This window comes from Bogoriella caseilytica, assembly GCF_003752405.1.
Classification (GTDB): Bacteria; Actinomycetota; Actinomycetes; order Actinomycetales; family Actinomycetaceae; genus Allobogoriella; species Allobogoriella caseilytica.
The window spans coordinates 2712560-2734388 of sequence record NZ_RKHK01000001.1; the positions used below are offsets into that span (position 1 = coordinate 2712560).

Below are 21829 nucleotides of genomic sequence, written 5' to 3' on the forward strand. Positions count from 1 at the left end.
AGTTCCCACCAGCGCTCGATCTGTGACTGATTGCCCAGGGGATGAGGCTGGTCTGCGCAGGACCGCGACCTTCCGTAATCTTGACCAAGTGATCCCGGGCAACTCCACTTTTCGCTACCGCGACGCCGCCATTGTCGGCCTCTCCCACATCGAGGCTCCGCAGGTGGTGTCCTCCGCAGAGTTCGAGGAGCGCCTTGCGCCGGCCCGCAAGCGGCTGAAGCTGCCCAATAACCTGCTCGAGCGGGTCTCGGGCGTGATCGAACGGCGCTGGTGGCACCGCGATACCGACTTCGAGGACATGGCCGCGGAGGCGGGCTCCAAAGCACTGGCAGCGGCCGGCGTGGATGCCGCTGACGTGGGCCTGCTCATCAACACCTCGGTCTCCCGCGCTCAGTTGGAGCCCTCGGTCTCGGTCCGTGTGCACCACCGCATGGGTCTGCCGTCCTCCGCATTGAACTTCGACATCACCAATGCCTGCCTCGGCTTCGTGAACGGGTTGCAGATGGCCGCGGCGATGATCGATGCCGGGCAGATCGACCACGCCGTGGTGGTCAACGCCGAAGATGTGCGCGGCACCCAGGAGGACACCATCGCGCGTCTCGGACAGGACGGCACCACGCGGCAGGACTTCTCCGATCAGTTCGCCTCCCTCACGCTCGGTGACGGCGCCGCAGCCGCCGTGGTCTCGCGTGCCTCACTGCGCCCGGACGGTCACCGCATCGTCGGCGCAGTGGCGCGCTCCGGCTCCGAGCACCACCAGCTCTGCATCGGTTCGGTGGGCAAGATGAGCACCGATACCAAGGGGCTGCTCGAGAACGGTCTCAAGCTCGTGGTGGACGCGTGGCGCGAGGCCGAGGGGAACGGCTGGGAGTTCTCCGGTATGGACCGGTACGTGACTCACCAGATCTCCACGCCGTACACCAAGGCCATCATCGATGCGGTGGACCTCGACCCCCGTGCCGTGCCGATCACCTTCGACAAATGGGGCAACGTGGGGCCCGCCGCGATCGCGATGACCCTCTCGGAGCAGTCCGAGAACCTCGAACCTGGTGATCGCGTGATGTGCCTGGGGGTGGGCTCCGGCCTGAACACCGCCATGCTGGAACTCGCGTGGTGACCGGCGCCGACGACCTCACGGCGAACGAGTCCTCGGTCCGCCGCGACGAGCTCTGGCCCGGCGTTCCCGCCTCATGGTCGCATCACGGCGTCGCCGGCGGCCTTCACTGGCACTACCTCGACAACCTCACGGATCTGCGCGCCGCCGGTCTGGAGCCACGGGGCACCATCCTGGCCGTTCACGGCAACCCCACCTGGTCGTACGTGTGGCGCACCGTCCTCGATGCCGGCCTCGCCGCAGCGTGGCGCGTCGTGGCGGTCGACCAGATCGGCATGGGTCATTCCGAACGACCCCCCTCACCCCCCGGTCAGCCCCGCCGTCTCGGGCAGCGTCTTGATGATCTGGCTGCCTTCACCGACGAACTCGGATTGTCCGGCGCGACCTGGGACGGCCGGCCGGTCATCCCCCTCGGTCACGACTGGGGTGGCGTGGTGGCCAGCGGGTGGGCCGGGCGGCATCCCCGGGAGACCGCGGCACTGATCCTGACCAACACTGGCCTGCACCAGGATGAGGGAGAGCATCTGCCCGCCCTGTTGCGCCTGGCCCTGATGCCCGGCGTGCTGCCGGGTGCCACCGAGCGCAGTCCGGCCTTCCTGCAAGCCACGCTCGCTCTCGCCGACCTCGACGAGGACGTCAAGGACGCCTACCGCGCCCCGTACCGTTCTGCTCGCTCTCGTGCCGCCATCCGGGGCTTCGTGGAGGACATCCCGGCACACCCGGGGCACCCGAGCCACGAGACCCTGGCGGAGGTGGCCGCGGGTATCAGCGACCTTGAGCGCCCCGCCCTGCTGCTCTGGGGCCCGCGCGATCCCGTCTTCCAGGAGCGTTACCTGCACGACCTGCTCCAGCGCCTCCCGCATGCCGATGTCCACCGTTTCGAGGGCGCCAGCCATCTGCTCCCGGAAGACGCCGACGTCGCCGGGGTCGCGTTGCGCTGGATCCAGCGCAGGATCGACGGCCTTCCGGCTGCCGGGCCGCTGACCACCGACCCCACGGGGACCGAACGACCCTTCCAGCCGATCTGGTCGGCCATGCAGGAGCAGGGATCCGATCCCCAGTCTGCAGCTCGTCCGGCGGTCGTTGCCATGACCGAGGACGCCGGGCCGCAGATCACCACCTGGGGGGAGCTGCTCGAACGCACCGAGCACCTGGCCCTGGGTCTGAGCGACTCCGGCGTCCGGGCCGGGCAGCGGGTCTCCTTGCTCATCCCGCCCGGCCCGGAGCTCACGGCGGCCCTCTTCGCCGTGCTCCGCCTCGGAGCGGTGGCGGTGGTTGCCGACGCCGGGCTGGGCGTGAGCGGACTGACCCGCGCGGTCCGCGGCGCACGCCCCGACCACATCATCGGCATCGAGCGCGCGCTGGCCGCTGCGCGCACGCTGCGCTGGCCCGGGCAGCGCTACCTCGCCGCGGGCCTGGAGAGCAGCCCGTGGCGGCGGCGTGCCCTCGGCTATGCCGGCACCACCGGCGAGCTGGTGGAACGCGGCGAAGGAATGGCCCGTCGCGGCGCGAGCTTGCCCGGTGAGCCTGCGCCCGAGGACGACGCCGCGATCCTGTTCACCTCCGGTTCCACCGGACCCGCCAAGGGCGTGGTCCACACCCACCGGAGCCTGTCCGCGATGGTCGCCACCGTGGCAGAGATCTGCCAGCTATCGCCGGAACGGCCCTTCGTGGCGGGCTTCGCGCCCTTCGCCCTGCTGGGCACGGCCACTGGGGCGCCGAGCGCTGTTCCGGCGATGGACGTCACCGCTCCGGCCACCCTCACCGCCGCGGCACTGGGGGAGGCGGCAGCGGCCATCGGCGCCAGTGCCGTCTTCGCCTCGCCCTCGGCGCTGGAGAATGCCGTCCGCACCGCGGGAGGCCTGAGCGGCGCCGGCCGCGAGGCGCTGGCACAGGTCGAGATCTTCCTCTCCGCCGGTGCTCCCATCTCGGCCTCGCGGCTCGCCCGGGCTCAGCAACTGCTGCCGAATGCCTCGCTGCGCACGCCCTATGGCATGACCGAGGCTCTCCCGGTCACCAACATCTCCCTCGAGGAGATCCTCGAGGCCGAATCCCAGGCCGCCGGCGTCTCTCCTGCGCGGCGCGGAACCTGCGTGGGGTTCCCCGTGCCGGGCGTCGAGGTGCGGATCGCCGCGGTGGAGGCCGGTGCCCGTGTGGGTGACCCGACCCAGGACCCTCACGTCACCGGTGAGGTGGTGGTGCGCGGCCCGCACGTGAAGGATCGCTACGACCGGCTCTGGGCCACCGAGGATGACTCGCGCACCTGGCCCGGCTGGCACCGCACCGGGGACGTCGGTCACCTCGATACCTCCGGCAGGCTCTGGATCGAGGGCCGGATGGCGCACCTCATCACCAGCGACCGCGGCATCGTGACCCCCGTCGGCATCGAGAACGCCGTGCTGGATCTGCCCGGGGTGCTGCGCGCAGCAGCGGTCGGCGTGGGGCCTGCCGGCACGCAGCGCCTGGTCGTGGTCGTCGAGACGGACCCCGCGTTCCACCGTGGTGCCCTCGCCGCGCCGGGCCTGGCGCCGCCCGGCCTGAGCCGCGCGGTCCGCTCAGCCTGCGCCGATGCCTTTGCCAGCGACCCGGTCGTCCCGGTCTCCGCCGTCCTGCGGGTACCGGTCATCCCGACCGACGTTCGGCACAACGCCAAGGTCGACCGATCACGGCTGGCCACCTGGGCCGCCGGCGTGCTCGCCGGCGGAAAGGTCGGTGCCCCATGACCACTGCTTCCCAGGGTCAGGACGTCATGCGGGTGCTGGTCACCGGCGCCTCCGGCATGCTCGGCCGCTCCGTGGCCGAGGCCCTGGTGGCTCGCGGAGACCAGGTCACCGTGTTGCAGCGCCGGCCGGCCGGTATCGACGGGGCCGGCGAGATCCTCGGCTCCATCGATGACGAGTCTGCCGTTGCCCGCGCCGTCTCCGGCCAGGATGCCGTCATCCACCTCGCCGCGAAGGTCACCATGACTGGCGACCTTGAGGAGTTCGAGCGTGTCAACATCCATGGCACGCGCTCGCTATTGGGTGCGGCTCGTCAGGCGGGCGTGACCCGCTTCGTGCACCTGTCCACACCCTCGGTGGCCCACACCGGCTCCTCGATCGTGGGCGAGGGCGCCGGTCCGGCCGATCCCTTCGGCACGCGAGGCCCCTACGCACGTACCAAGGCCGCGGCGGAGATCGAAGCGCTCGGCGCCGATTCCGCGGGGTTCTCCGTGGTGGCCATCCGGCCGCACATCGTGTGGGGCCCAGGAGACACCCAGCTCGTGCAGCGGGTGGTGGACCGGGCCAGTGCCGGGCGGCTCCCCATCCTCGGTTCCGGCGCCGCTCTGGTGGACACCACTTACGTCGACGACGCCGTCTCGGCGATCGTGGCGGCCGTGGACCGCGCGGAGGCCCCAGAGGTCCACGGCCGGGCCTTCGTGGTCAGCGGAGGCGATCCACGGCCGATCGCTGACATTCTGTCCGCTTGGTGCGAGGCCGCCGGGGTCCGGCCGCCGAGCCGCCGGTTGCCTCCAGCTCTCGCCAAGGCAGCGGGCTCTGCGGTGGAAGGGCTGTGGACAGTCCTGCCGGAGCGCCTCACGTCCCGGCTCTCCGACGACGGCGTGCCACCGATGACGCGCTTCCTCGCCGAGCAGCTCTCGACCGCTCACTGGTTCGACATCCGCCGTACCCGGAAGGCCCTGGACTGGGAGCCGCAGATCGGCTTCGAGGCGGGAACCGCTGCACTGGCACGGGCCTACCGTCGCCAACACCGCATGCTGCGAGCCCGGTAGCGTGGTGTCCGGCCGATGCACCTAAGGCTTGAGGAGGACTGATGCGGCAATCCACGACGCCGGTGCGCCGGATGGCCCTGACGGCGCTCGCCGCCTGCGCCCTGGCCGTGGCGGCCTGCTCGGGGACGGCTCCGGCCGAGGATCCGCCGTCCCCCACGCCCACGGCGAGCCCGACAGAGGACCCGGAGCAGGAGGAGAGTGACGAGACAGAGCAGTCGCTGCTGACCGCTGAGTCACGGCTGCCGGAGGCCACCACCGTCATCGAGGGTGAGACGCCGGCCGAGATCGCTGCGCAGACGGCCACCACCTTCTTCACCTACGCACCCGTCGTGGTCGTGGCCGTCCCGGGGAGCACCAGCGCGGGTGACCTGGCGCGTGAACTCGGTTTGCCCGCCCTGCTCACCGAAGAGCCCTCCGAGGAGCCAGACGAGGACGGCGAGGACGGCGAGGACCCGGCTCCCGACCCGGACGGTGAGGAGCCGGCCGAACCTGAGGATGAGGCTGAGGAGAGCGCCGGGGCGCAGTCCTCTGCCGTGCCGACCCAGCAGGCCAGCGCGAGCACCGGACAGCACCGCGCCCTGCGTGCCGAGAACGCCGACCCCGGCGACGGCTACGAGGACGAGGACGATGCCGAGGGCGATCCTGACAGCGAGAGCACTGACGACGAGGGTGCCGAGGAGGCGCCGGAGCTCACGCCGGAGGAGCAGGCACTCCTCGGGGCGCTCGAGGAACTCGGCACCGAGGTGGTGCTCCTTCTCGGTGAGGCCGAACTCCCCGAGGAGGCCGAGGTCGAGGTGGTCACTGACGTGAGCAGCCTGCCGCAGACCGCGCCAGCCCTGCGGGATGCCCGGGACGCCTTGGTGCTGACCACCGGAGGCCACGGCTATGGCGCGGCACAGGCCACGGCCCAGGCTGCCGGCGCCCAGATCCTGGAGGTGCCGGGCGGGCACCCGGGTGAGACCAGCGACCTGGTCGCCGAGATCGCCGACCGCAATCCCGCGGTGGTCGTGGCCCTGGGCTCCGCCTTCGGTGACGAGGAGACCCTGCGCTGGCGCATCGATGCCGCCGCCACGGGCGTGAACCTCCCCGGCGGAGGCCAGCTGATCGTGCCCGACAAGACCTACGTGGCGCTGTACGGCAGCCCTGGCTCCTCCGCCCTGGGCATTCTTGGACAGCAGGGCATCGAGGACACCATCGCGCTCGCTGAGCAGTACGCAGCCGACTATGCGCCGCTCACCGAGAACACCGTGGTGCCCACGATGGAGATCATCACCTCGATCGCCACTGCCGATCCCGGTGACGGCGGGATGTACACCCGCGCCCTGGCGATCGACCAGATCCGGCCACTGGTCGATGCCGCGGGGGAGAACGACCAGTACGTAGTGCTGGATCTGCAGCCGGGGCGCCTCGACTTCCTCACCCAGGCCCGGATGTATGAGGAACTGCTGCTCGAACCGCACGTGGGGCTGGCGCTGGACCCAGAGTGGCGTCTCGAGGACGACCAGGTGCACCTCGCCCAGATCGGCTCGGTGGACGCCGCCGAGATCAACGAGGTGGTCGACTATCTCGCCGACCTCACCCAGGAGAACCATCTCCCGCAGAAAATGTTGATCCTGCACGCCTTCCGCAACTCGATGATCCCTGACGTGCAGGATGTGGACCTCTCCCGGCCGGAGCTGGCTGTCGTGCTGCACGCCGACGGCCAGGGGCCACCCAGCGCCAAGCACACGACGTGGCGGACCCTACGCGAGCATGCCTCCAACATCGAGTGGTGGGGGTGGAAGAACTTCATCGATGAGGACGAGCCCATGCTCACCCCGGAGGAGACCATCGATCAGGTCGACCCCGAACCGATGTTCATCTCCTACCAGTAGCCGGGACCTCTTCGCCGGCGGCGACCGGGCCCGGCGCGGTACCCGTGCCGAAGGGCTGACCGCCGAGCGCCTCACGGCCGTGCTCGCTCCACCAGGCGCCCAGATCGGGCCCGGCCGGCACGATCTGAGTGGGATTGATGTCGGTGTGGACCACGTAGTAGTGCCGCTTGATCTGCTCGAAGTCGGTGGTGTCGCCGAATCCTGGTGTCTGGAAGAGATCGCGCGCATAGGCCCACAGGGCCGGGAACTCGGTGAGCTTGTTCCGGTTGCACTTGAAGTGGCCGTGGTAGACGGCGTCGAAGCGCACCAGCGTGGTGAACAGCCGCACATCCGCCTCCGTGAGTGACTCGCCCATGAGATATCGCTGCCCGGAGAGACGTTCCTCCAGCCAGTCCAGTGCCACGAAGAGCCGCTCGTAGGCATCCTCGTAGGCCTGCTGAGAACCGGCGAAGCCGGTGCGGTATACGCCGTTGTTGACCTCGGTATAGATGCGCTTGATGACCGGGAGCATGTCGGCCACGAGGTCCGCCGGGACCAGGTCCGGGGCGCCCTCGCGATGGTGCGCGCGCCACTGGGTGGACAGGTCGAAGGTCAGTTGCGGGTAGTTGTTGGTCACGACACCGCCGGAAGGGATGTCCACCAGTGCCGGCACGGTGATGCCGCGCGGGTAGTCGGGGAAGCGGGCGAAGTAATTCTCCTGCAGCCGTTCGGTGCCCAGCACGGGGTCGCGGCCGCCTTCGTCGAGATCGAAGGTCCAGGAACGCTCGTCGTGGGTAGGCCCGGGGGTGCCCAGCGAGATGACCTGCTCCAGGCCGAGGAGGCGGCGGATGATGATCGAACGGTGCGCCCACGGGCAGGCTCGCGCGGCCACCAGCCGGTACCGCCCGGGCTCGACCGGCCAGGCCTGCGCGCCCTCGGTCAGGCCCTGCCAGCGCGGATCCCCGATGGTCGAGGCCTCCTCACGCGGAGCCGACTGGACGGCGTCGACATCGGCGACCACGCGGTCCTCGATGTAGTTCGTGTCTCGGACGAACTCCTGGCCCGCGGTGGTGTACTTCCCGCCCGTGCGGTGCTCGGGGCGGTCTGAACCGTGCTGCTCGCTGGTGGTCATGGACCGAGCCTATGGCCTGCGCACGCGCCGTGCTCAGCGTGCGCAGGCCCGGGTGCTCAGCCCGCGAAGCGGGTGGGTCGCTCGACGACGCCGCCGCTGCGCGAGTACACCGGCACGCCGCCGATGACGGTGTGTTCCACGTGGCTGTAGACATCGAGGGGGTCGCCGGACCAGACCACGACATCGCCGTCCAGACCCGGCCGCAGCGCCCCGACCCGGTCATCGAGGCCGAGGATCTCGGCCGGGTTGATGGTCAGTGCCCGCAGGGCCGTCTCGCGGTCCAGGCCGGCCTTCACCGCGAAGGAGGCCTGGTGGACCAGGAAGTCGATCGGCACCACCGGTGCGTCCGTGGTGATGGCGACCTTCACTCCCGCCTTCGCCATGGCGGCGAGGCTCTCCATGGCGCGGTCCTTGAGCTCGACCTTGGAGCGCGAGGTGATCATCGGGCCGTAGATGACCGGGATGTTCTTCTCGGCGAGGACATCGGCGATCTTGTGACCTTCGGTGCCGTGGTTGACCACGAGCTTGTAGCCGAACTCCTCTGCGAGGCGGATCGCAGTGGCGATGTCATCGTGACGGTGGGTGTGCTGGTCCCAGTACAGTTCCCCGGCGAGCACGCGGGCGAGTGTCTCCTTGGTGAGGTCGCGTTCGAAGGGCTTGCCCTCCTCCTCTGCGTGGTCACGCTTGGCGGCATAGTTCGCCGCGGCCACAAAGGCCTCGCGGATGACCTTGGCGATGCCGAGCCGGGTGGAGGGGGTTTGCTTGCGCTCGCCGTAGACGCGCTTGGGGTTCTCGCCGAGCGCGGACTTGATCGAAACGGTGTCCTTGATGATCTGCTCGTCGACGGTGCGACCGCCCCAGGTCTTGATGGCGGCGGTCTGGCCGCCGATCGGGTTGCCGGAGCCGGGCTTGATGACCGCAGAGGTCACGCCCCCCTTGAGGGCATCACGGAAACCTTCCTCATCGATGTTGATGGCATCGATGGCGCGTACCGCAGCCATATTGGTGCCGGTCATCTCGTTGACGTCACCTCCGGCGGGCCCGATGCCCTCCTCGTGCACGCCCAGATGGGCGTGGGCATCGACGAATCCGGGCAGAACCCACTGCCCGGTGGCGTCGATGACCTCGGCGTCGGCCGGGAGGGCGAGGTCGGTCCCGACGGCGGTGATCCGCCCCTCCTCGATGAGCACGGTGCCGCCGTCGATGGGCGCGCCGTCGATCGGCACGACGTATCCGCCGGTGATGGCCAATGATGTCGGTGAGGTGTGAGTCATGCCGCCAGCTTGCCATCAGTGCGCGAGGGCATGTGACCTGGCAGTGTTAAGGCTCACGCCGCACCAGCCCGACCCCGGGCACAGGCCAAGGAGGAAACGGTGAACGCAGCACGCAAGGGTGCCGATGGCTCCGAGAACACCACATCCAGCCAGAGCGGTAGCGGCCGCGAGGCCGCAGCAGCACCCGCGTCACGGCCAGCCCAGGGTGCGCCCGGCTCCGCGACCTCAGGGAGTGCCGGCGGCGCGCAGCGCGGCACCAGCCGTGCGCCCGCCCGGGACGAGCCGGCGGCGGGCCGGGACAAAGCGATCGTGTCCTGGATCGCCCTGCTCGTGGCGGTCCTGCTCACCGTCTGGGAGGCGATCTCCTCGTTGCACCTCGGCGGTATCGATCCGGCCAACGACCCCTCGGCATGGAACTCGTTCTACCCGGTCTCCCTCTTCGTGACCCTCGTGCTCGGGCTGGCCGCAGCGGTACTCGGCATCGTCGGCATCGCCCAGCGCCGCCAGCCCCGATGGCCAGGGCTGGCCGGGCTCGCTGTCGGCCTCTACGCCTTCGTGGGCGCCGTCTTCGCCTGGGTGGGTGGCTTGATGGACACAGGCTCCTCCCTGTGATCCGTTTCATCTCAAGCACCTGGTGGGACAGGCAATACTGAGAGCGTGAGCAGGAAGCAGCGGCGCGCTGAGCCGCCCCAGAGCGAGCGCGACCGCGACGCCGACGCCGACCTCGGCTACGAGGTCACCCCGAGTGACCGCTTCGATGACGCCGAGGAGCCGGAGGACGAGGAGTTCCTGGACGAGGACGTGCTCCTCGACCAGGAGTTGGCGCGACTCGACAGGGCCAGACCCAGCGCGCATCAGCGCGCCGGTGGAGCGCCCCGCGAACTGATCGTCGTGCTGATCATCGCCGGCGTGCTGGGCACCTGGGCCTCGGTCCAGCTGATCCTCTCGCGCATCACGCTCGCGCTGGACCCCGACGCTTCCCTCGGCTGCGATCTCAATCCCTTGGTGGGTTGCGGTGAGTTCATCACGAGCTGGCAGGCCTCAGCCTTCGGCTGGCCGAACGCGGTCCTGGGAACGATCGGCTTCTCCGCCCTCCTGGCTGTGGGCGTTCTCTTCGCTGCGGGGGCGCGGCCCGCGACCTGGCTCTGGCGCGGGCTGGCCGCCGGCACCACCTTCGGGATCGGCTGGGTGATCTGGTTCCAGTACCACGCCCTGGTGAACTTCCGCATGCTCTGCCCGTACTGCCTGGTGGTCTGGGCCGTGACGATCCCGGTGTTCGTCCACGTGATGGCGCGGGCGGCGCAGGGCGGCCACCTGCCTCTCGGTGAGCGCCTGACCCGCTTCCTGGTGATGGACCGCTGGCTCATCATCGCCGGCTGGTATCTCGCTCTGGTGGTCCTGATCGCCGTGTGGTTCTGGGACCAGTGGCGGTTGATCTTCGGCTTCTAGCCCGCTGGGCGCCCGGCTCTCAGAGCGCGGGCGAGCCCATCTCGCGTGGCACCTGGGAACCGTGTCCCGCGCGCCGCAGTGCTTCGCGCAGCTTCTCGGTCGCGGCATCCAGGCGCCCGGGCGGCACATCCGGGTCGGCGTGCTCGAAGCTCAGGGAGGACTCCCCCCAGGCCGGCAGCACGTGGATGTGCAGGTGCGGGACCTCGAAGCCGGCCACGAGGATCGCTGCTCGCGGCGCATCGAAGGATTCCTCCAAGGCCGAGCCGATCCGCTTGGCCACCATCATCAGGTGGGCCACGAGGGCATCGTCGGCGTCGGTGAAGCGCTCGACCTCCTCGCGGGGCACCACCAGCATGTGCCCGTCGGAGATAGGGGCGATGGTCGCGAAGACCACGCAGTGCTCGTCGGCCCACACGAAGCGGCCGGGGATCTGACCCTCGATGATCGAGGTGAAAATGGTGGACATGCCACTCATGGTGGCAGAGTGAGCGGGGCAGGGGACAGGCCCGGTGCGTGCCGGGCCGGAGCCCGAAGGAACCGAGGAGAGCACCCATGAACGGTGAGTCGAACACCCGGCTGGCCGCGGAGACCTGGGAGTCACTCTTCCGTGCCCAGGTCACTCTGATGCGCCGCTTCGAAGCTGCGGGCGACTTCTCACCCTTGCCGGCGCGTGAGTACGATGTGCTCTTCACCCTCGCTCGCGCCCCCGGGCATCGCATGCGGCTCCGCGACCTCAACGAGTCGATGCTGCTCTCGCAGCCGTCGATGTCGCGCATGGCGGAGCGGCTCGAGCATCGCGGCCTGGTCGAGCGGTGCAAGGCTGATGATGATGCTCGCGGCCTCGTGGTCTCCTTGACGGAGAAAGGCCTGGAGCTCCAGAAGCAGGTGGGCCGCCAGCACGTGCGCTCCATCAGCCGTGAGCTCGGCAAGGCGCTCACCGATGAGGAGATGCGGACCTTGCATGAGCTCACGGTCAAGCTGCGGCTGGGCTGCCAAGCATCGGGTGGACGTTCTGCCCCGTGATCGCCTCGTCGCGGCCCGGCGGGGTGTGAGGTGTGGTGCGATAGACTCGCTGCCATGACGGCTGGACGTCTGCTCCTTACGCAGCCGCGCTGACGACAGCAGATGCCACCAGGCATCGCCTCAGCGCGGCGAACCTCCCTGCCCGGGAGGTTTTTTCATGTCAGGAGCCGTGAGACGACGCAGACGAGAAGCAAGCGAGTGAGGATCCGATGACTACCGACCCCCGCACCGGCCAGCCCCCGGCGGAGCCCGCTACTCCAGCACCGGACGGCGGCGCAGTTCCCGCCTTTCGCTACACAGCGGCGAAGGCCAACGAGATCGAACTCGCCTGGCAGCAGCGCTGGGCCGAGCAGGGGACCTTCCACGCGCCCAATCCCAGCGGTCCACTGGCCCACGGATCGGCGGAAGCGGGACCTGCGGCGGACCGCGAGCCCTTCTACCTGCTGGATATGTTCCCCTACCCCTCCGGTAAAGGGCTACACGTTGGGCACCCGCTGGGGTACATCGCCACCGACGTCGTCGGGCGTTACCAGCGCATGAAGGGTAAGAACGTGCTGCATGCGCTGGGCTACGACGCCTTCGGGCTGCCGGCCGAGCAGTACGCCGTGCAAACCGGGCAGCACCCGCGGATCACCACTGAGCAGAACATCAGCAATATGCGCCGCCAGCTGCGCCGGCTGGGCCTGGCCCACGATGAGCGCCGCTCCTTCTCCACCACGGACCCGGCCTTTGTGAAGTGGACCCAGTGGATCTTCACCCGCATCTTCGAGTCCTTCTACGACCCCGAGGCCGAACGGCCGGACGGCGGTCACGGACGGGCACGCCCGATCGCAGAACTGGTCGCCGACTATGAGAACGGATCACGTCCGATCCCGGGCGGTGCCTCCTGGGGCGAGCTGAGTCCTGCCGAGCGTGCCGAGCTGGTCGACCCCCAGCGGCTGGCCTACGTCGCCGAATCGCCAGTGAACTGGTGCCCGGGCCTGGGCACGGTGCTGGCCAACGAGGAAGTCACCAACGACGGCCGCTCCGAGGTGGGGAACTACCCGGTCTTCAAGCGGTCCATGCGGCAGTGGATGCTGCGGATCACTGCCTATGCCGACCGGCTGGCCGATGACCTGGAGGGCATCGACTGGCCCGAGAGCATCAAGATCATGCAGCGCAACTGGATCGGCCGCTCGACCGGCGCTGAGGTCGACTTCGACGTTCCCGGGCGCGAGCAGTCGCTGACGGTCTTCACCACCCGGCCCGACACGCTGTTCGGTGCGACCTTCATGGCGGTCTCTCCCGAACACCCTCTGCTGGATGAAGGGCTGATCCCCGGCACCTGGCCCGAGGGTACGAAGCAAGCCTGGACCGCCGGTGCCGCGACCCCCACCGAGGCGGTGACCAGCTACCGGGCCCAGGCCGCAGCCCGGACCGAGGCCGAACGCCAGGACGATGAGCGCACCAAGACCGGTGTGTTCACCGGAATCTTCGCTACCCATCCCGTCACCGGCGGGCCGGTCCCGGTCTTCACGGCCGACTACGTGCTGATGGGCTACGGGACGGGAGCGGTCATGGCCGTCCCGGCCGAGGACGAGCGTGACTTCGCCTTCGCCGAGACCTTTGATCTGCCGGTCATCCGCACCGTCCAGCCTCCGGAGGAGGACGTCGAGGGCGCCTACACCGGTGATGGGCCCTCCATCAACTCCGCGAACGAGCACGTGAGCCTCGACGGCCTGCACCGCGCCGAGGCCAAGGAGGCGATGATCGCCTACCTGGAGCGTGCGGGAACGGGGCGGGGCACCATCACCTACCGCCTGCGCGACTGGCTATTCGCGCGTCAGCGCTATTGGGGTGAGCCCTTCCCGATCGTTTACGACGAGCACGGCCACCCCCACGCCATCCCCGAGGAACAGCTGCCGGTGAACCTGCCGGAGGTCGAGGACTTCTCCCCGCGCTCCTTCGACGCCGACGATGTCACCTCCGCCCCGGAGCCTCCCCTGGGGAAGGCCGAGGACTGGGTACACGTCACGCTGGACCTGGGCGACGGGCCGAAGCGGTACCGCCGTGAGACCAACGTGATGCCCCAGTGGGCCGGCTCCTCCTGGTATGAGCTGCGCTACCTGGATCCCACGAACGATGACGCCATGGTCGATGCTGCCACCGAGCGCTACTGGATGGGCCCCACCGCGACCAAGCCGGCCGGGGGAGCGGATCTGTACGTCGGCGGTGTGGAGCATGCTGTGTTGCACCTGCTGTACGCGCGCTTCTGGCACAAGGTGCTCTTCGACCTGGGCCACGTGAGCTCCTCCGAGCCCTTCCACCGCCTGTTCAACCAGGGCTACATTCAGGCCTACGCCTACGCCGACGCCCGGGGTCAGTACGTGCCGGCCGAGGAGGTCGAGGCCACCGAGGGGGCCGGTGAGGTCGAGAACGGAGAGCCGGCGAGCTACATCTGGCAGGGCCAGGAGGTCTTCCGCGAGTACGGGAAGATGGGCAAGTCCCTGAAGAACATCGTCACCCCGGACGACATGTACGAGTCCTACGGTGCCGACACCTTCCGCGTCTACGAGATGTCCATGGGCCCGCTGGCAGATTCCCGGCCCTGGGACACCCGCGCCGCGGTCGGCTCACACCGCTTCCTGCAGCGCCTGTGGCGCAACGTCATCGACGAGGAGACTGGCGAGGTCACCGTCACCGATGAGCCGGCTGACGATCAGACTCGCCGCGTGGTGGCCCGCACGATCGCTGACGTCGAGGCGGAGATGTCGGCCATGCGCCCGAACACCGCTATCGCCAAACTCATCGTGCTGAACAATCACCTGACCTCCCTGGACCGGGTGCCCCGTGAAGCCATCGAGCCGCTGGTCCTCATGACCGCGCCGGTGGCGCCGCACGTGGCGGAGGAGCTGTGGGCGAAGCTGGGCCACCAGGACTCGGTGACCTACCAGCCCTTCCCACAGGCCGATCCGGCCCTCCTGGTCGAGGAGACCGTCACCTGCGTGGTGCAGGTGGCCGGGAAGGTTCGCGATCGCCTGGAGGTCGCCCCGGATATCGCCGAGAAGGAGCTGGAGGCGCAGGCGCTGGCTACTGCGGGAGTGCAGCGTGCCCTGGACGGCCGGGGAGTGCGCAAGGTCATCGTGCGGGCCCCCCGTCTGGTCAACATCGTCCCGGCTTGAGCCGGCGATCCCGAGGCGTACCGATGGTCATCCCCGCGACCCTGGATCACCTGGTGCTGGCCGGGCCTCGCCTGTCCGAGGCGGTGGAGCACACCGCGGATCTGCTCGGTGTGCGCCCCGCGGCCGGTGGTCGGCACCCCGGCGCAGGCACGGCCAACGCCCTGGTGGCCTTCACGCATCAGGGCCGGCGCTCGCCCTGGTATCTCGAGGTCATCGGCCCTGATCCGCAGCGGCAGACCACCGGTCCAGTGACCATCTTCGGGATCGATCGCCGCACGGCCCCCGCCTTGGCCACCTGGGCGATTCATCCCGAGAACATCGAGGCCACGGCACGGGCCGGCCGGGCCGCCGGGGTGCCCTACGCGGAGATCTCACCCCTCTCCCGGCGCACGCCCTCGGGTGAGCTGCTCGAGTGGCTTCTGGCGTTTCAGGAGCCCGGTGAGAGCGAGGAGCCGCTCGTCCCCTTCCTCATCGACTGGGGCAGCACAGCGCACCCGGCACTCGCCGAACTCCCCACAGTGGAGCTGCTCGGGCTGCACGCCGAGCACCCCGCACCTGAGGTGCTAAGCCGCCAGTACGCCGCCATCGGCCTCGATGTCGAGGTGCGCCCGGCAGCCCGTCCGGCACTGGTGGCCAGGCTGGCAGGGCCGGCCGGCGAGGTCGAACTGCGCTGATCCTGGGTCTCACGGGCGCGGCCCGTGCCCCTCAGCCTTCGGCAGTGGGTAGCTTGTGGGCTGTGAATACTGCCACCACTTGGACCCTGACCCATCCCTCCGGCGCCCGCCTCGATGTTGCGGCCACTGGCGCCACCGCTCTGAGCTGGCACGTCCCCGGGGCTGACGGCGCACTCGTGGATCTGCTCGACGGCTACCGTGACGCCGAGGAGCTGGCCGCCGAAGACGGCTATCGCTGCGCGGTGCTCGCGCCGTGGTCCAACCGGCTGCGAGACGCCCGATGGCGCTACGAGGGAGACATCCTCGATGTCGCTCCCGGCGTGGACGAGGAGCGCGAGGACGCCTCGCTGCACGGACTGGTCACCGATCAGTCTTTCCAGCCCGCCGGGGGCGACATCACCCCGGGGGAGACCGCGCATGAACTCACCCTCGCGACCACGATCGCGGCGCGTCCCGCCTACCCCTTCGAGCTTGAGCTGCGCGTGCACTACGCCCTGGCCGAGGGCCCGGACGGCCAGCAGAGCCTGAGCATCGAGATCATTGCGCTCAATACCGGGGATCGGCACGCCCCGGTCGGGCTCGGCTGGCACCCCTACGTGCGGTTGCCCGGTCACGCCACCATCGACGAACTTCACCTGGAGGTGCCCGCCGCCTCGGTGGTCACGGTGGACGACAAGCTCATCCCACTGGCCGATCCCCTGGAATCGACCGGCGGAAAGCTCTCCCTGACCCCGGTGGCCGGTGCGGAGATCGACCTCGCCTTTGCGGGGCTACATGCCGACGACGAAGGCATGGTGAAAACCACGCTGAGCTCACCGCGCACCGGTGACCGCTTGAGCCTGTGGCAGCGGGCCGAGGAAACCGACATCGTGCACCTCTTCACCGGTGACTTCCTCGAACGCGACCGCCGCGCTTCAGCAGCGATCGAGCCCTGCACCTTCGGTGCCGACGCGCTCAACCGCGAACTGGACGCCATGCTGATCGCCCCCGGCCACAGCCGCCGCCTGCGCGCCGAGTGGGTCTTCGAGCGCGGTCACTGAACCGTAGCCATGGCACGTGCCGTCAGCCGGCACGTGCCCTGGCTATCGGTCCGCCGTGGCGCGTGCCGCGAGAGATCAGAAGGGTGGCTGTCCCTTGGCCTCGCCGGTGGGTTCTTCCCATCGCGCCTGGGCAGTCACAACCGGACGAGCATCTTGCCGATGTTGGCGCCTCGGAACAGACTGATGAACGCTTCCGGGGCGTGATCGAGTCCATCCACGACCGTCGACTCGGCGCGAAGGCGCCCGTCGGCCAGCCAGGCCGCGGCTTTCGGAATGTACTCGCCAAAAGCGTCCAGATGGTCGGAAATCAACATTCCGCGCAAGGACAGCCGCTTCGCGTAGGCCCTGAAGAAGTCGCTCGGGCCGGCAACGGTATCGGTGGCGTTGTAGCCGCTGACCGCGCCCACGAGCGCGACGCGACCGTGGGGGTTGAGCACGTCGAGGGCTGCGTCGAGGTGATCGCCTCCTACGAGATCGAGGTAGACGTCGATTCCTTCTGGTGCGGCTTCCCGCAACTGCTCGGCGAGATCGCTCGCTGTGTAGTCCAGGGCCGCATCCAATCCGAAGTCGTTACGGAGCCGCTGCGCCTTCGCCTTCCCGCGAGCCGATCCGATCACCTTGGACGCTCCCTGCAAACGTGCGAGTTGCCCGGCGATGCTCCCGACAGCACCCGCCGCGGCCGAGACGAACACGACGTCTCCCTCGTGCACCGGAGCGATGTCCGTCAGGGCGACGTAAGCGGTCAGGCCGGTCGTGCCCAGCACACCGAGGTAGTCCTGCGGGCGCCCGATACCGGTATCGATCGGCACGACGGCGTCGCGGGTGAGTACCGCATGGCTGCGCCATCCGGCGAAATGGGAGACCGTCGTGCCTGCGGGCAACGTGTCGTCTCGGGAGTCGATGACGTGACCGATGGCGCCGCCATCGAGCGCTGAGCCCAGTTCGAACGGGGGCAAGTACGATTCGACGTCGTCCATGCGTCCTCGCATGTAAGGGTCCACAGAGATCCAGGTATTTTCTATGAGGACCTGGCCGGGCTCGAGCTCCGGCAGGTCGGCGCTGATGAGTGCGAAGTTCTCAGCGCGGGGAAGCCCCGTGGGTCGGGATCGCAGGTGAATCTCGCGCCCCGTGCTCATGATCCCCACACTCCTTCGCTCGCGGTTTCGGCGACGTAATCCGAGAAATCACGTGGTTCGCGCCCCAGCGCCCGCTGAACCCCGTCGGAGAGGTGGGCATCCTCACCGTTGCGGATGTACTCGCTCAGGGTGACAACCCCTTCGCTGACCCCGGGAGGGTAGTGCCGACTCAGGTAGTCGCGATAGGCATCCGTATCCAGGGATCGGGTGCGAATCGCGCGACCCGTGGCGGTCGCGATGGACTGCACAGCTTCGTCGACGGAGATGGCGCGTGCGCCGGTCAGCGCGTAGTACTGCCCGGCGTGACGATCGTCCGTGAGGGCGGCGCTCGCCACGGCGGAAATATCCCTGACATCCACGAAGGGGTGACGGCCCTCGCCAGTTCCGTGCACGAGTTCGCCCTCAGCGACGCCCTCCGCGAAGAAGGGCTCCTCGCTGAAGTTCTGCGCGAACCACACGGGTCGAAGGATGGTCCAGTCCGGTCCGGAATTGCGCACGATGTCTTCTCGCTCCAGCGCCTCGGTGAAACGGAGGTCGGTCCACTCACGAGCCGAGAGCAGTACCAGACGTTGCACGCCGGCTTTCGCGGCCAGGCTGGTGAACGCTGCAAGCCGATCGTTTCCGCCTGGTGCTTCGTGGGGCAGGATGTAAATGCTGTCTGCGCCGCTCACGACGGCGTCCCAGGTTCCTTCCTCATCCCAGTCGAATCGAGGGATCCCGCCTCGGGACGCGGCTCGAACCTCATGGCCGGCGTCTCGCAGTTGCGCGAATATCCGTCGTCCGGTCTTGCCGGTGACGCCGAGGACACCGATGGTCTGTTGTGTGGTCATGGCCCCATTGCATCAGCCGTGGGTGAGACGCTCAATGCTTCAACGTATTGAGCGGATACGCCATCGTCTAACGTTGGCACATGGATGCCTTGACCAACATGCTCAACGAGTTCCGCTCGGCGGGCGCGCTGCTCGGCAAGAGCCTGATGACCCCGCCGTGGTCAGTACGATTCACCGAGGGCGCATCGATGACGCTCGTGACGATGCTGCGGGGCGAGGGATGGGTGGTCCCCGACGGCGCCCCGCCGGTGCGGCTTCAGCACAGGGACGTTGCCATCGTCCAGGGGCCGACGTCGTTTACCCTCGCCAGCGAGATCGATTCGACTGTTGACGTCCTCTACGTGCTCACCGAAGACGGTGTCTGCACCGATGGAACGGGCAGTGTACTCACCGACGAGATCTGCCTGGACGTGCGAACCTGTGGGACGCGCCTGGATGCTGAGCACGCATTGCTCACCGGATCCTTTACGCTGACCGGCCGAGTTGCCGAGCGGTTGCTCGCCAGTTTCCCGCGCGTTCTCGTGGTTCCGCACCACGAACAACGATCAGCGGCTCTCAAGCTTCTCGAGGCCGAACTCGTACGTGACGAGCCCGGCCAGCAGGCGGTGCTCGGCCGTTTCCTCGATTTGGTGCTGATCGGCACCCTTCGCGACTGGCTTGCCCTGCCAGGATCGGCCGTGCCCGGGTGGCATCGAGCATCGGCCGATCCTGTCGTGGGTGCCGCCCTTGCCGCCATCCATGACGATCCGGCCCGGCCATGGACCGTCGAGAGCCTGGCTCGGACGGCACGGGCATCCCGGGCCACCTTCGCCCGCCAGTTCGCCGAGGTGATCGGCGAGCCGCCCATTGCCTACCTCACCGGGTGGAGGCTCTGTTTAGCGGCCGATCTGCTGGAACGCAGCGAGGACACGGTCGAGTCGATCGCCCGTCAGGTCGGGTACTCCAGTGCCTATGCCCTGAGCACGGCCTTCACCCGCCAGTTCGACATCCGCCCGAGCCGGTATCGGACGATGATGGCAGGCGCCGCGAGCATCTGATTATCGAGCTCCTCCACGCGTCAGCTCTCTAAATCGCACGTGCCGTCAAGCCGGCACGTGCCATGGCTATCGGTCCGCCGTGGCACCCGCCACGACGTCGTCGGGGAAGTCCTCGTCCCAGTCGTTCTCGTCAGGGACTTCCTCGTCGGAGCCGCCGCCCTCGGGAGTGTCCAGGTCAGGACTGTCCGCGTCGGCTTCGCCTGAGGTACCAATTCCGCGCCCAGCTCGCCACCGCAGAAGTTGCAGCACGACAGCGAGCGCCATGGCCACCATGCCTGCGACGGAGATGACGAGCTCGGGGTAGATCAGCGCCAAACCGCCCGCGATGAGGAGTACCCGTTCAAGGACATTGGCTCTGATCAGCAGATGCCCGGCCAAGCCGGAGGCGAGCGCGATCATCCCGACGATCACCGTGGTGAGCGCTTCGAACAGCTCGGTGATGCTGCCTTCGAGCAGGAGAGCCGGCTGCAGCACGAAGACGTAGGGGATGAGGAAACCGGCCACCGCGATGCGCAGCGCGGCCACGCCAGCCCGGAGCGGGTTCGCGCGCGCGATCCCGGCGCCGGCGTAGGCCGCCAGACACACCGGCGGGGTGATATCAGCGAGGATGCCGAAGAAGAACACGAACAGGTGGGCTGCCACCAAAGGCACATCGAAGTTCTGGTACAGGATTGGGGCGGCCACGGTGGCGGTGACCACGTAGTTCGCCGTGGTCGGCAGGCCCATGCCCAGCACGATGCAGGCGATCATCACGAAGAACAGCACCAGGATGAAGTTGCCTCCGGCCAGGTCCACCAAGCCCCGGCCTAGCTGCCCGCCCAGGCCCGTGGTGGTCACTGTGCCGGCCACGATCCCGGCGGTTGCGCAGGCGGCGATCACCGGCAGCGCGGTGCGGGCGCCACCGACGAGCATGGCGACCACCACCTGCACCAGTCCCACGACCAGGGTGAGGGTCCCCACCGGCTTGGTGCGAGTCCCCGCTTCGATGGCGGCGTCGCTGACCTCCACGCCGCGGTGGGCGATGAGCCGAGGCATGAGGAACTGGGTGATGATGGCGCGCACCAGGCTCAGGCCCAGCGCGGTGCCGATCCCGAACAGGGCGGCGCGCATGGCGCTGGTGCCACTGAGCAGGGAGCCGATGATGACCACCAGGGGCAGCAGCATGTCGATGCGGAGGAAGAGGCTCTTGTAGCTCGGGAGCTCGCTGCCCGCCAGGCCCTTCAGGCGGTTGCGCTTCGCCTCGAAATGCACGGAGAGGAAGGCGCCGAGGAAGTACAGACCCGAGGGGATGATCGCGATGATGATCAGATCGTTGTAATCGATGTCGGTGATGTTCTGCGCCATGATGAAGGCGGCAGCACCCATGATCGGCGGCATCATCTGACCGCCCGTGGATGCGGTCGCCTCCGTGGCAGCCGCGATGTGCGGTTTGAAGCCAGCCTTCTTCATGATCGGGATCGTGAAGGAACCGGAGGCCACCGTGTTGGCCACCGAGGATCCGGAGATCATGCCCTGCAGCCCTGAGGCCGCCACCGCGGCCTTGGCCGGCCCGCCGGCGAAGCGGCCGGCGGCCCGGAAGGCCAGGTCGTTGAAGAACTGGCCGATATTGGTGCGCATGAGCACCACGGCAAAAAACAAGAACAAGAAGATGAAGGTCGAGGAGACCTGGATCGGTGTGCCGAAGATGCCGCCGCCGGAGGACAGGAACATGTTCCCGACGAGCTCGCTCCAGTCCTGGCCGCGGTGGCCCCAGCCGGAGGCGGTGATCCGATCACCGAACAGCGCATAGGCGATGGCCACACCGGCAACGATGACGATGGGCAGGCCCACGCAGCGGCGCGTGGCCTCGAGGACGAGCAGCAGACCGACCGTGGCGACGACGATGTCCAGGGTCTCATGACCGACCAGGTTGACCCGCGGGGAGACCAGGTACTGGTAGTTGAAGAAGATGTAGAGATTGCAACCGATGGCCGCGGCGGCGAGCACCACGTCGTACCAGGCCACGCCCCGGTGGCGCCCGGTCAAGGCGTTGAGCGCCGAGGATCCGCCTCCCAGGCGCAGTAGGCGCTTGGAGGCTGGGTACAGCAGGAAGATCAGGCTGGTGCCGCCCGCGACGTGCAGCGAGGCGTGCATCCACACGTTGTAGGGGCGGTAGAACGCCGCGTACAGGTGGTAGAGCGTGAAGGCCACCGCCAGGGCCCCGATGAGCCAGCCCCACCACCCCAGGTCGGTGCGGTAGCGGCTGGAGATGTCATGTTCACGGAGGAGCTCATCGGCCTGCTCGTCCTCGGCCGACGCCCCGGGCGTCGGTGTCTGGTCAGACACCGACGCCCG

Annotated in this window: 17 protein-coding genes; 11 read left to right on the plus strand and 6 right to left on the minus strand. The window is 68.7% G+C overall.

Going from position 1 to position 21829, the window contains the following annotated elements; translation table 11 throughout:
- Nucleotides 1-91 precede the first annotated feature (91 nt).
- The 4 genes from EDD31_RS12180 to EDD31_RS12195 are packed head-to-tail and all read left to right on the plus strand — an operon-like array spanning nucleotide 92 to nucleotide 6760.
- Nucleotides 92-1117 carry a 3-oxoacyl-ACP synthase III gene (locus EDD31_RS12180; protein ID WP_123305509.1) on the plus strand — a complete coding sequence of 342 codons (1026 nt, stop codon included), beginning with the start codon at nucleotides 92-94 and terminating at the stop codon, nucleotides 1115-1117.
- Nucleotides 1114-3837, plus strand: coding sequence for an alpha/beta fold hydrolase (locus EDD31_RS12185; RefSeq protein WP_245991171.1), 2724 nt, complete (start codon nucleotides 1114-1116; stop codon nucleotides 3835-3837). Before EDD31_RS12180 ends, EDD31_RS12185 begins: the two co-directional genes overlap by 4 nt.
- A gap of 26 nt (nucleotides 3838-3863) precedes the next feature.
- Nucleotides 3864-4886 (plus strand): NAD-dependent epimerase/dehydratase family protein, encoded by a 1023-nt coding sequence (locus EDD31_RS12190; RefSeq protein ID WP_123305511.1) that lies wholly within the window; start codon nucleotides 3864-3866, stop codon nucleotides 4884-4886.
- Nucleotides 4887-4927: 41 nt separating this feature from the next.
- Nucleotides 4928-6760: a hypothetical protein gene (locus EDD31_RS12195; protein ID WP_123304390.1), complete on the plus strand. Its 1833-nt coding sequence runs from the start codon at nucleotides 4928-4930 to the stop codon at nucleotides 6758-6760.
- Here EDD31_RS12195 and EDD31_RS12200 read toward each other — a convergent pair.
- Both EDD31_RS12200 and EDD31_RS12205 read right to left on the minus strand, forming a co-directional pair.
- Complete coding sequence (locus tag EDD31_RS12200; RefSeq protein ID WP_123304391.1) at nucleotides 6744-7871, minus strand: glutathione S-transferase family protein; 1128 nt, start codon at nucleotides 7869-7871, stop codon at nucleotides 6744-6746. The two genes, EDD31_RS12195 and EDD31_RS12200, sit on opposite strands and share 17 nt — an antisense overlap.
- Before the next feature lie 56 nt (nucleotides 7872-7927).
- Entirely contained in the window at nucleotides 7928-9145 is a 1218-nt protein-coding gene (locus EDD31_RS12205; protein ID WP_123304392.1) for an amidohydrolase, read from the minus strand.
- A 99-nt stretch (nucleotides 9146-9244) separates the two neighbouring features.
- On the opposite strand from EDD31_RS12205, the gene EDD31_RS12210 reads away from it, so the two are divergent.
- Both EDD31_RS12210 and EDD31_RS12215 read left to right on the plus strand, forming a co-directional pair.
- The gene (locus EDD31_RS12210) at nucleotides 9245-9757 is read left to right on the plus strand and encodes a hypothetical protein (RefSeq protein ID WP_123304393.1); all 513 of its coding nucleotides are present in this window, start codon (nucleotides 9245-9247) and stop codon (nucleotides 9755-9757) included.
- A gap of 45 nt (nucleotides 9758-9802) precedes the next feature.
- Nucleotides 9803-10594: a vitamin K epoxide reductase family protein gene (locus tag EDD31_RS12215; protein WP_123304394.1), complete on the plus strand. Its 792-nt coding sequence runs from the start codon at nucleotides 9803-9805 to the stop codon at nucleotides 10592-10594.
- A 19-nt stretch (nucleotides 10595-10613) separates the two neighbouring features.
- On the opposite strand, the gene EDD31_RS12220 is transcribed toward EDD31_RS12215, so the two are convergent.
- Complete coding sequence (locus tag EDD31_RS12220) at nucleotides 10614-11060, minus strand: HIT family protein (protein ID WP_123304395.1); 447 nt, start codon at nucleotides 11058-11060, stop codon at nucleotides 10614-10616.
- A gap of 86 nt (nucleotides 11061-11146) precedes the next feature.
- Between EDD31_RS12220 and EDD31_RS12225 the strand changes: the two genes are divergently transcribed.
- The 4 genes from EDD31_RS12225 to EDD31_RS12240 all read left to right on the plus strand — a co-directional run bounded on the left by EDD31_RS12225 (nucleotide 11147) and on the right by EDD31_RS12240 (nucleotide 16492).
- On the plus strand, nucleotides 11147-11617 hold the full coding sequence (locus EDD31_RS12225) for a MarR family winged helix-turn-helix transcriptional regulator (RefSeq protein ID WP_123304396.1): 471 nt from the start codon (nucleotides 11147-11149) through the stop codon (nucleotides 11615-11617).
- Between the two features lie 209 nt (nucleotides 11618-11826).
- Nucleotides 11827-14778, plus strand: coding sequence for a leucine--tRNA ligase (leuS, locus tag EDD31_RS12230; RefSeq protein WP_123304397.1), 2952 nt, complete (start codon nucleotides 11827-11829; stop codon nucleotides 14776-14778).
- Between the two features lie 23 nt (nucleotides 14779-14801).
- The gene (locus EDD31_RS12235; protein ID WP_123304398.1) at nucleotides 14802-15452 is read left to right on the plus strand and encodes a VOC family protein; all 651 of its coding nucleotides are present in this window, start codon (nucleotides 14802-14804) and stop codon (nucleotides 15450-15452) included.
- A 62-nt stretch (nucleotides 15453-15514) separates the two neighbouring features.
- Entirely contained in the window at nucleotides 15515-16492 is a 978-nt protein-coding gene (locus tag EDD31_RS12240; protein ID WP_170163296.1) for an aldose 1-epimerase, read from the plus strand.
- Between the two features lie 134 nt (nucleotides 16493-16626).
- Here the strand turns inward: EDD31_RS12240 and EDD31_RS12245 are convergent, their stop codons facing one another.
- Complete coding sequence (locus EDD31_RS12245) at nucleotides 16627-17628, minus strand: NADP-dependent oxidoreductase (protein WP_123304400.1); 1002 nt, start codon at nucleotides 17626-17628, stop codon at nucleotides 16627-16629.
- Complete coding sequence (locus EDD31_RS12250; RefSeq protein WP_123304401.1) at nucleotides 17625-18458, minus strand: NAD(P)H-binding protein; 834 nt, start codon at nucleotides 18456-18458, stop codon at nucleotides 17625-17627. The genes EDD31_RS12245 and EDD31_RS12250 overlap by 4 nt, the downstream gene beginning before the upstream one ends.
- An 80-nt stretch (nucleotides 18459-18538) precedes the next feature.
- On the opposite strand from EDD31_RS12250, the gene EDD31_RS12255 reads away from it, so the two are divergent.
- Entirely contained in the window at nucleotides 18539-19495 is a 957-nt protein-coding gene (locus tag EDD31_RS12255) for an AraC family transcriptional regulator (RefSeq protein ID WP_123304402.1), read from the plus strand.
- A gap of 66 nt (nucleotides 19496-19561) precedes the next feature.
- Here EDD31_RS12255 and EDD31_RS12260 read toward each other — a convergent pair whose 3' ends face one another.
- The gene (locus EDD31_RS12260; protein ID WP_123305513.1) at nucleotides 19562-21820 is read right to left on the minus strand and encodes a TRAP transporter permease; all 2259 of its coding nucleotides are present in this window, start codon (nucleotides 21818-21820) and stop codon (nucleotides 19562-19564) included.
- Nucleotides 21821-21829 lie beyond the last annotated feature (9 nt).

Bases quoted from the DNA above. Each gene is read 5' to 3' on its own strand.
- EDD31_RS12235 (WP_123304398.1), top strand. From the start codon at position 14,802: ATGGTCATCCCCGCGACCCTGGATCACCTGGTGCTGGCCGGGCCTCGC.
- EDD31_RS12245 (WP_123304400.1), bottom strand. From the start codon at position 17,628: ATGAGCACGGGGCGCGAGATTCACCTGCGATCCCGACCCACGGGGCTT.
- EDD31_RS12220 (WP_123304395.1), bottom strand. From the start codon at position 11,060: ATGTCCACCATTTTCACCTCGATCATCGAGGGTCAGATCCCCGGCCGC.
- EDD31_RS12195 (WP_123304390.1), top strand. From the start codon at position 4,928: ATGCGGCAATCCACGACGCCGGTGCGCCGGATGGCCCTGACGGCGCTC.
- EDD31_RS12225 (WP_123304396.1), top strand. From the start codon at position 11,147: ATGAACGGTGAGTCGAACACCCGGCTGGCCGCGGAGACCTGGGAGTCA.
- EDD31_RS12200 (WP_123304391.1), bottom strand. From the start codon at position 7,871: ATGACCACCAGCGAGCAGCACGGTTCAGACCGCCCCGAGCACCGCACG.
- EDD31_RS12205 (WP_123304392.1), bottom strand. From the start codon at position 9,145: ATGACTCACACCTCACCGACATCATTGGCCATCACCGGCGGATACGTC.
- EDD31_RS12190 (WP_123305511.1), top strand. From the start codon at position 3,864: ATGCGGGTGCTGGTCACCGGCGCCTCCGGCATGCTCGGCCGCTCCGTG.
- EDD31_RS12255 (WP_123304402.1), top strand. From the start codon at position 18,539: ATGGATGCCTTGACCAACATGCTCAACGAGTTCCGCTCGGCGGGCGCG.
- EDD31_RS12250 (WP_123304401.1), bottom strand. From the start codon at position 18,458: ATGACCACACAACAGACCATCGGTGTCCTCGGCGTCACCGGCAAGACC.
- leuS (WP_123304397.1), top strand. From the start codon at position 11,827: ATGACTACCGACCCCCGCACCGGCCAGCCCCCGGCGGAGCCCGCTACT.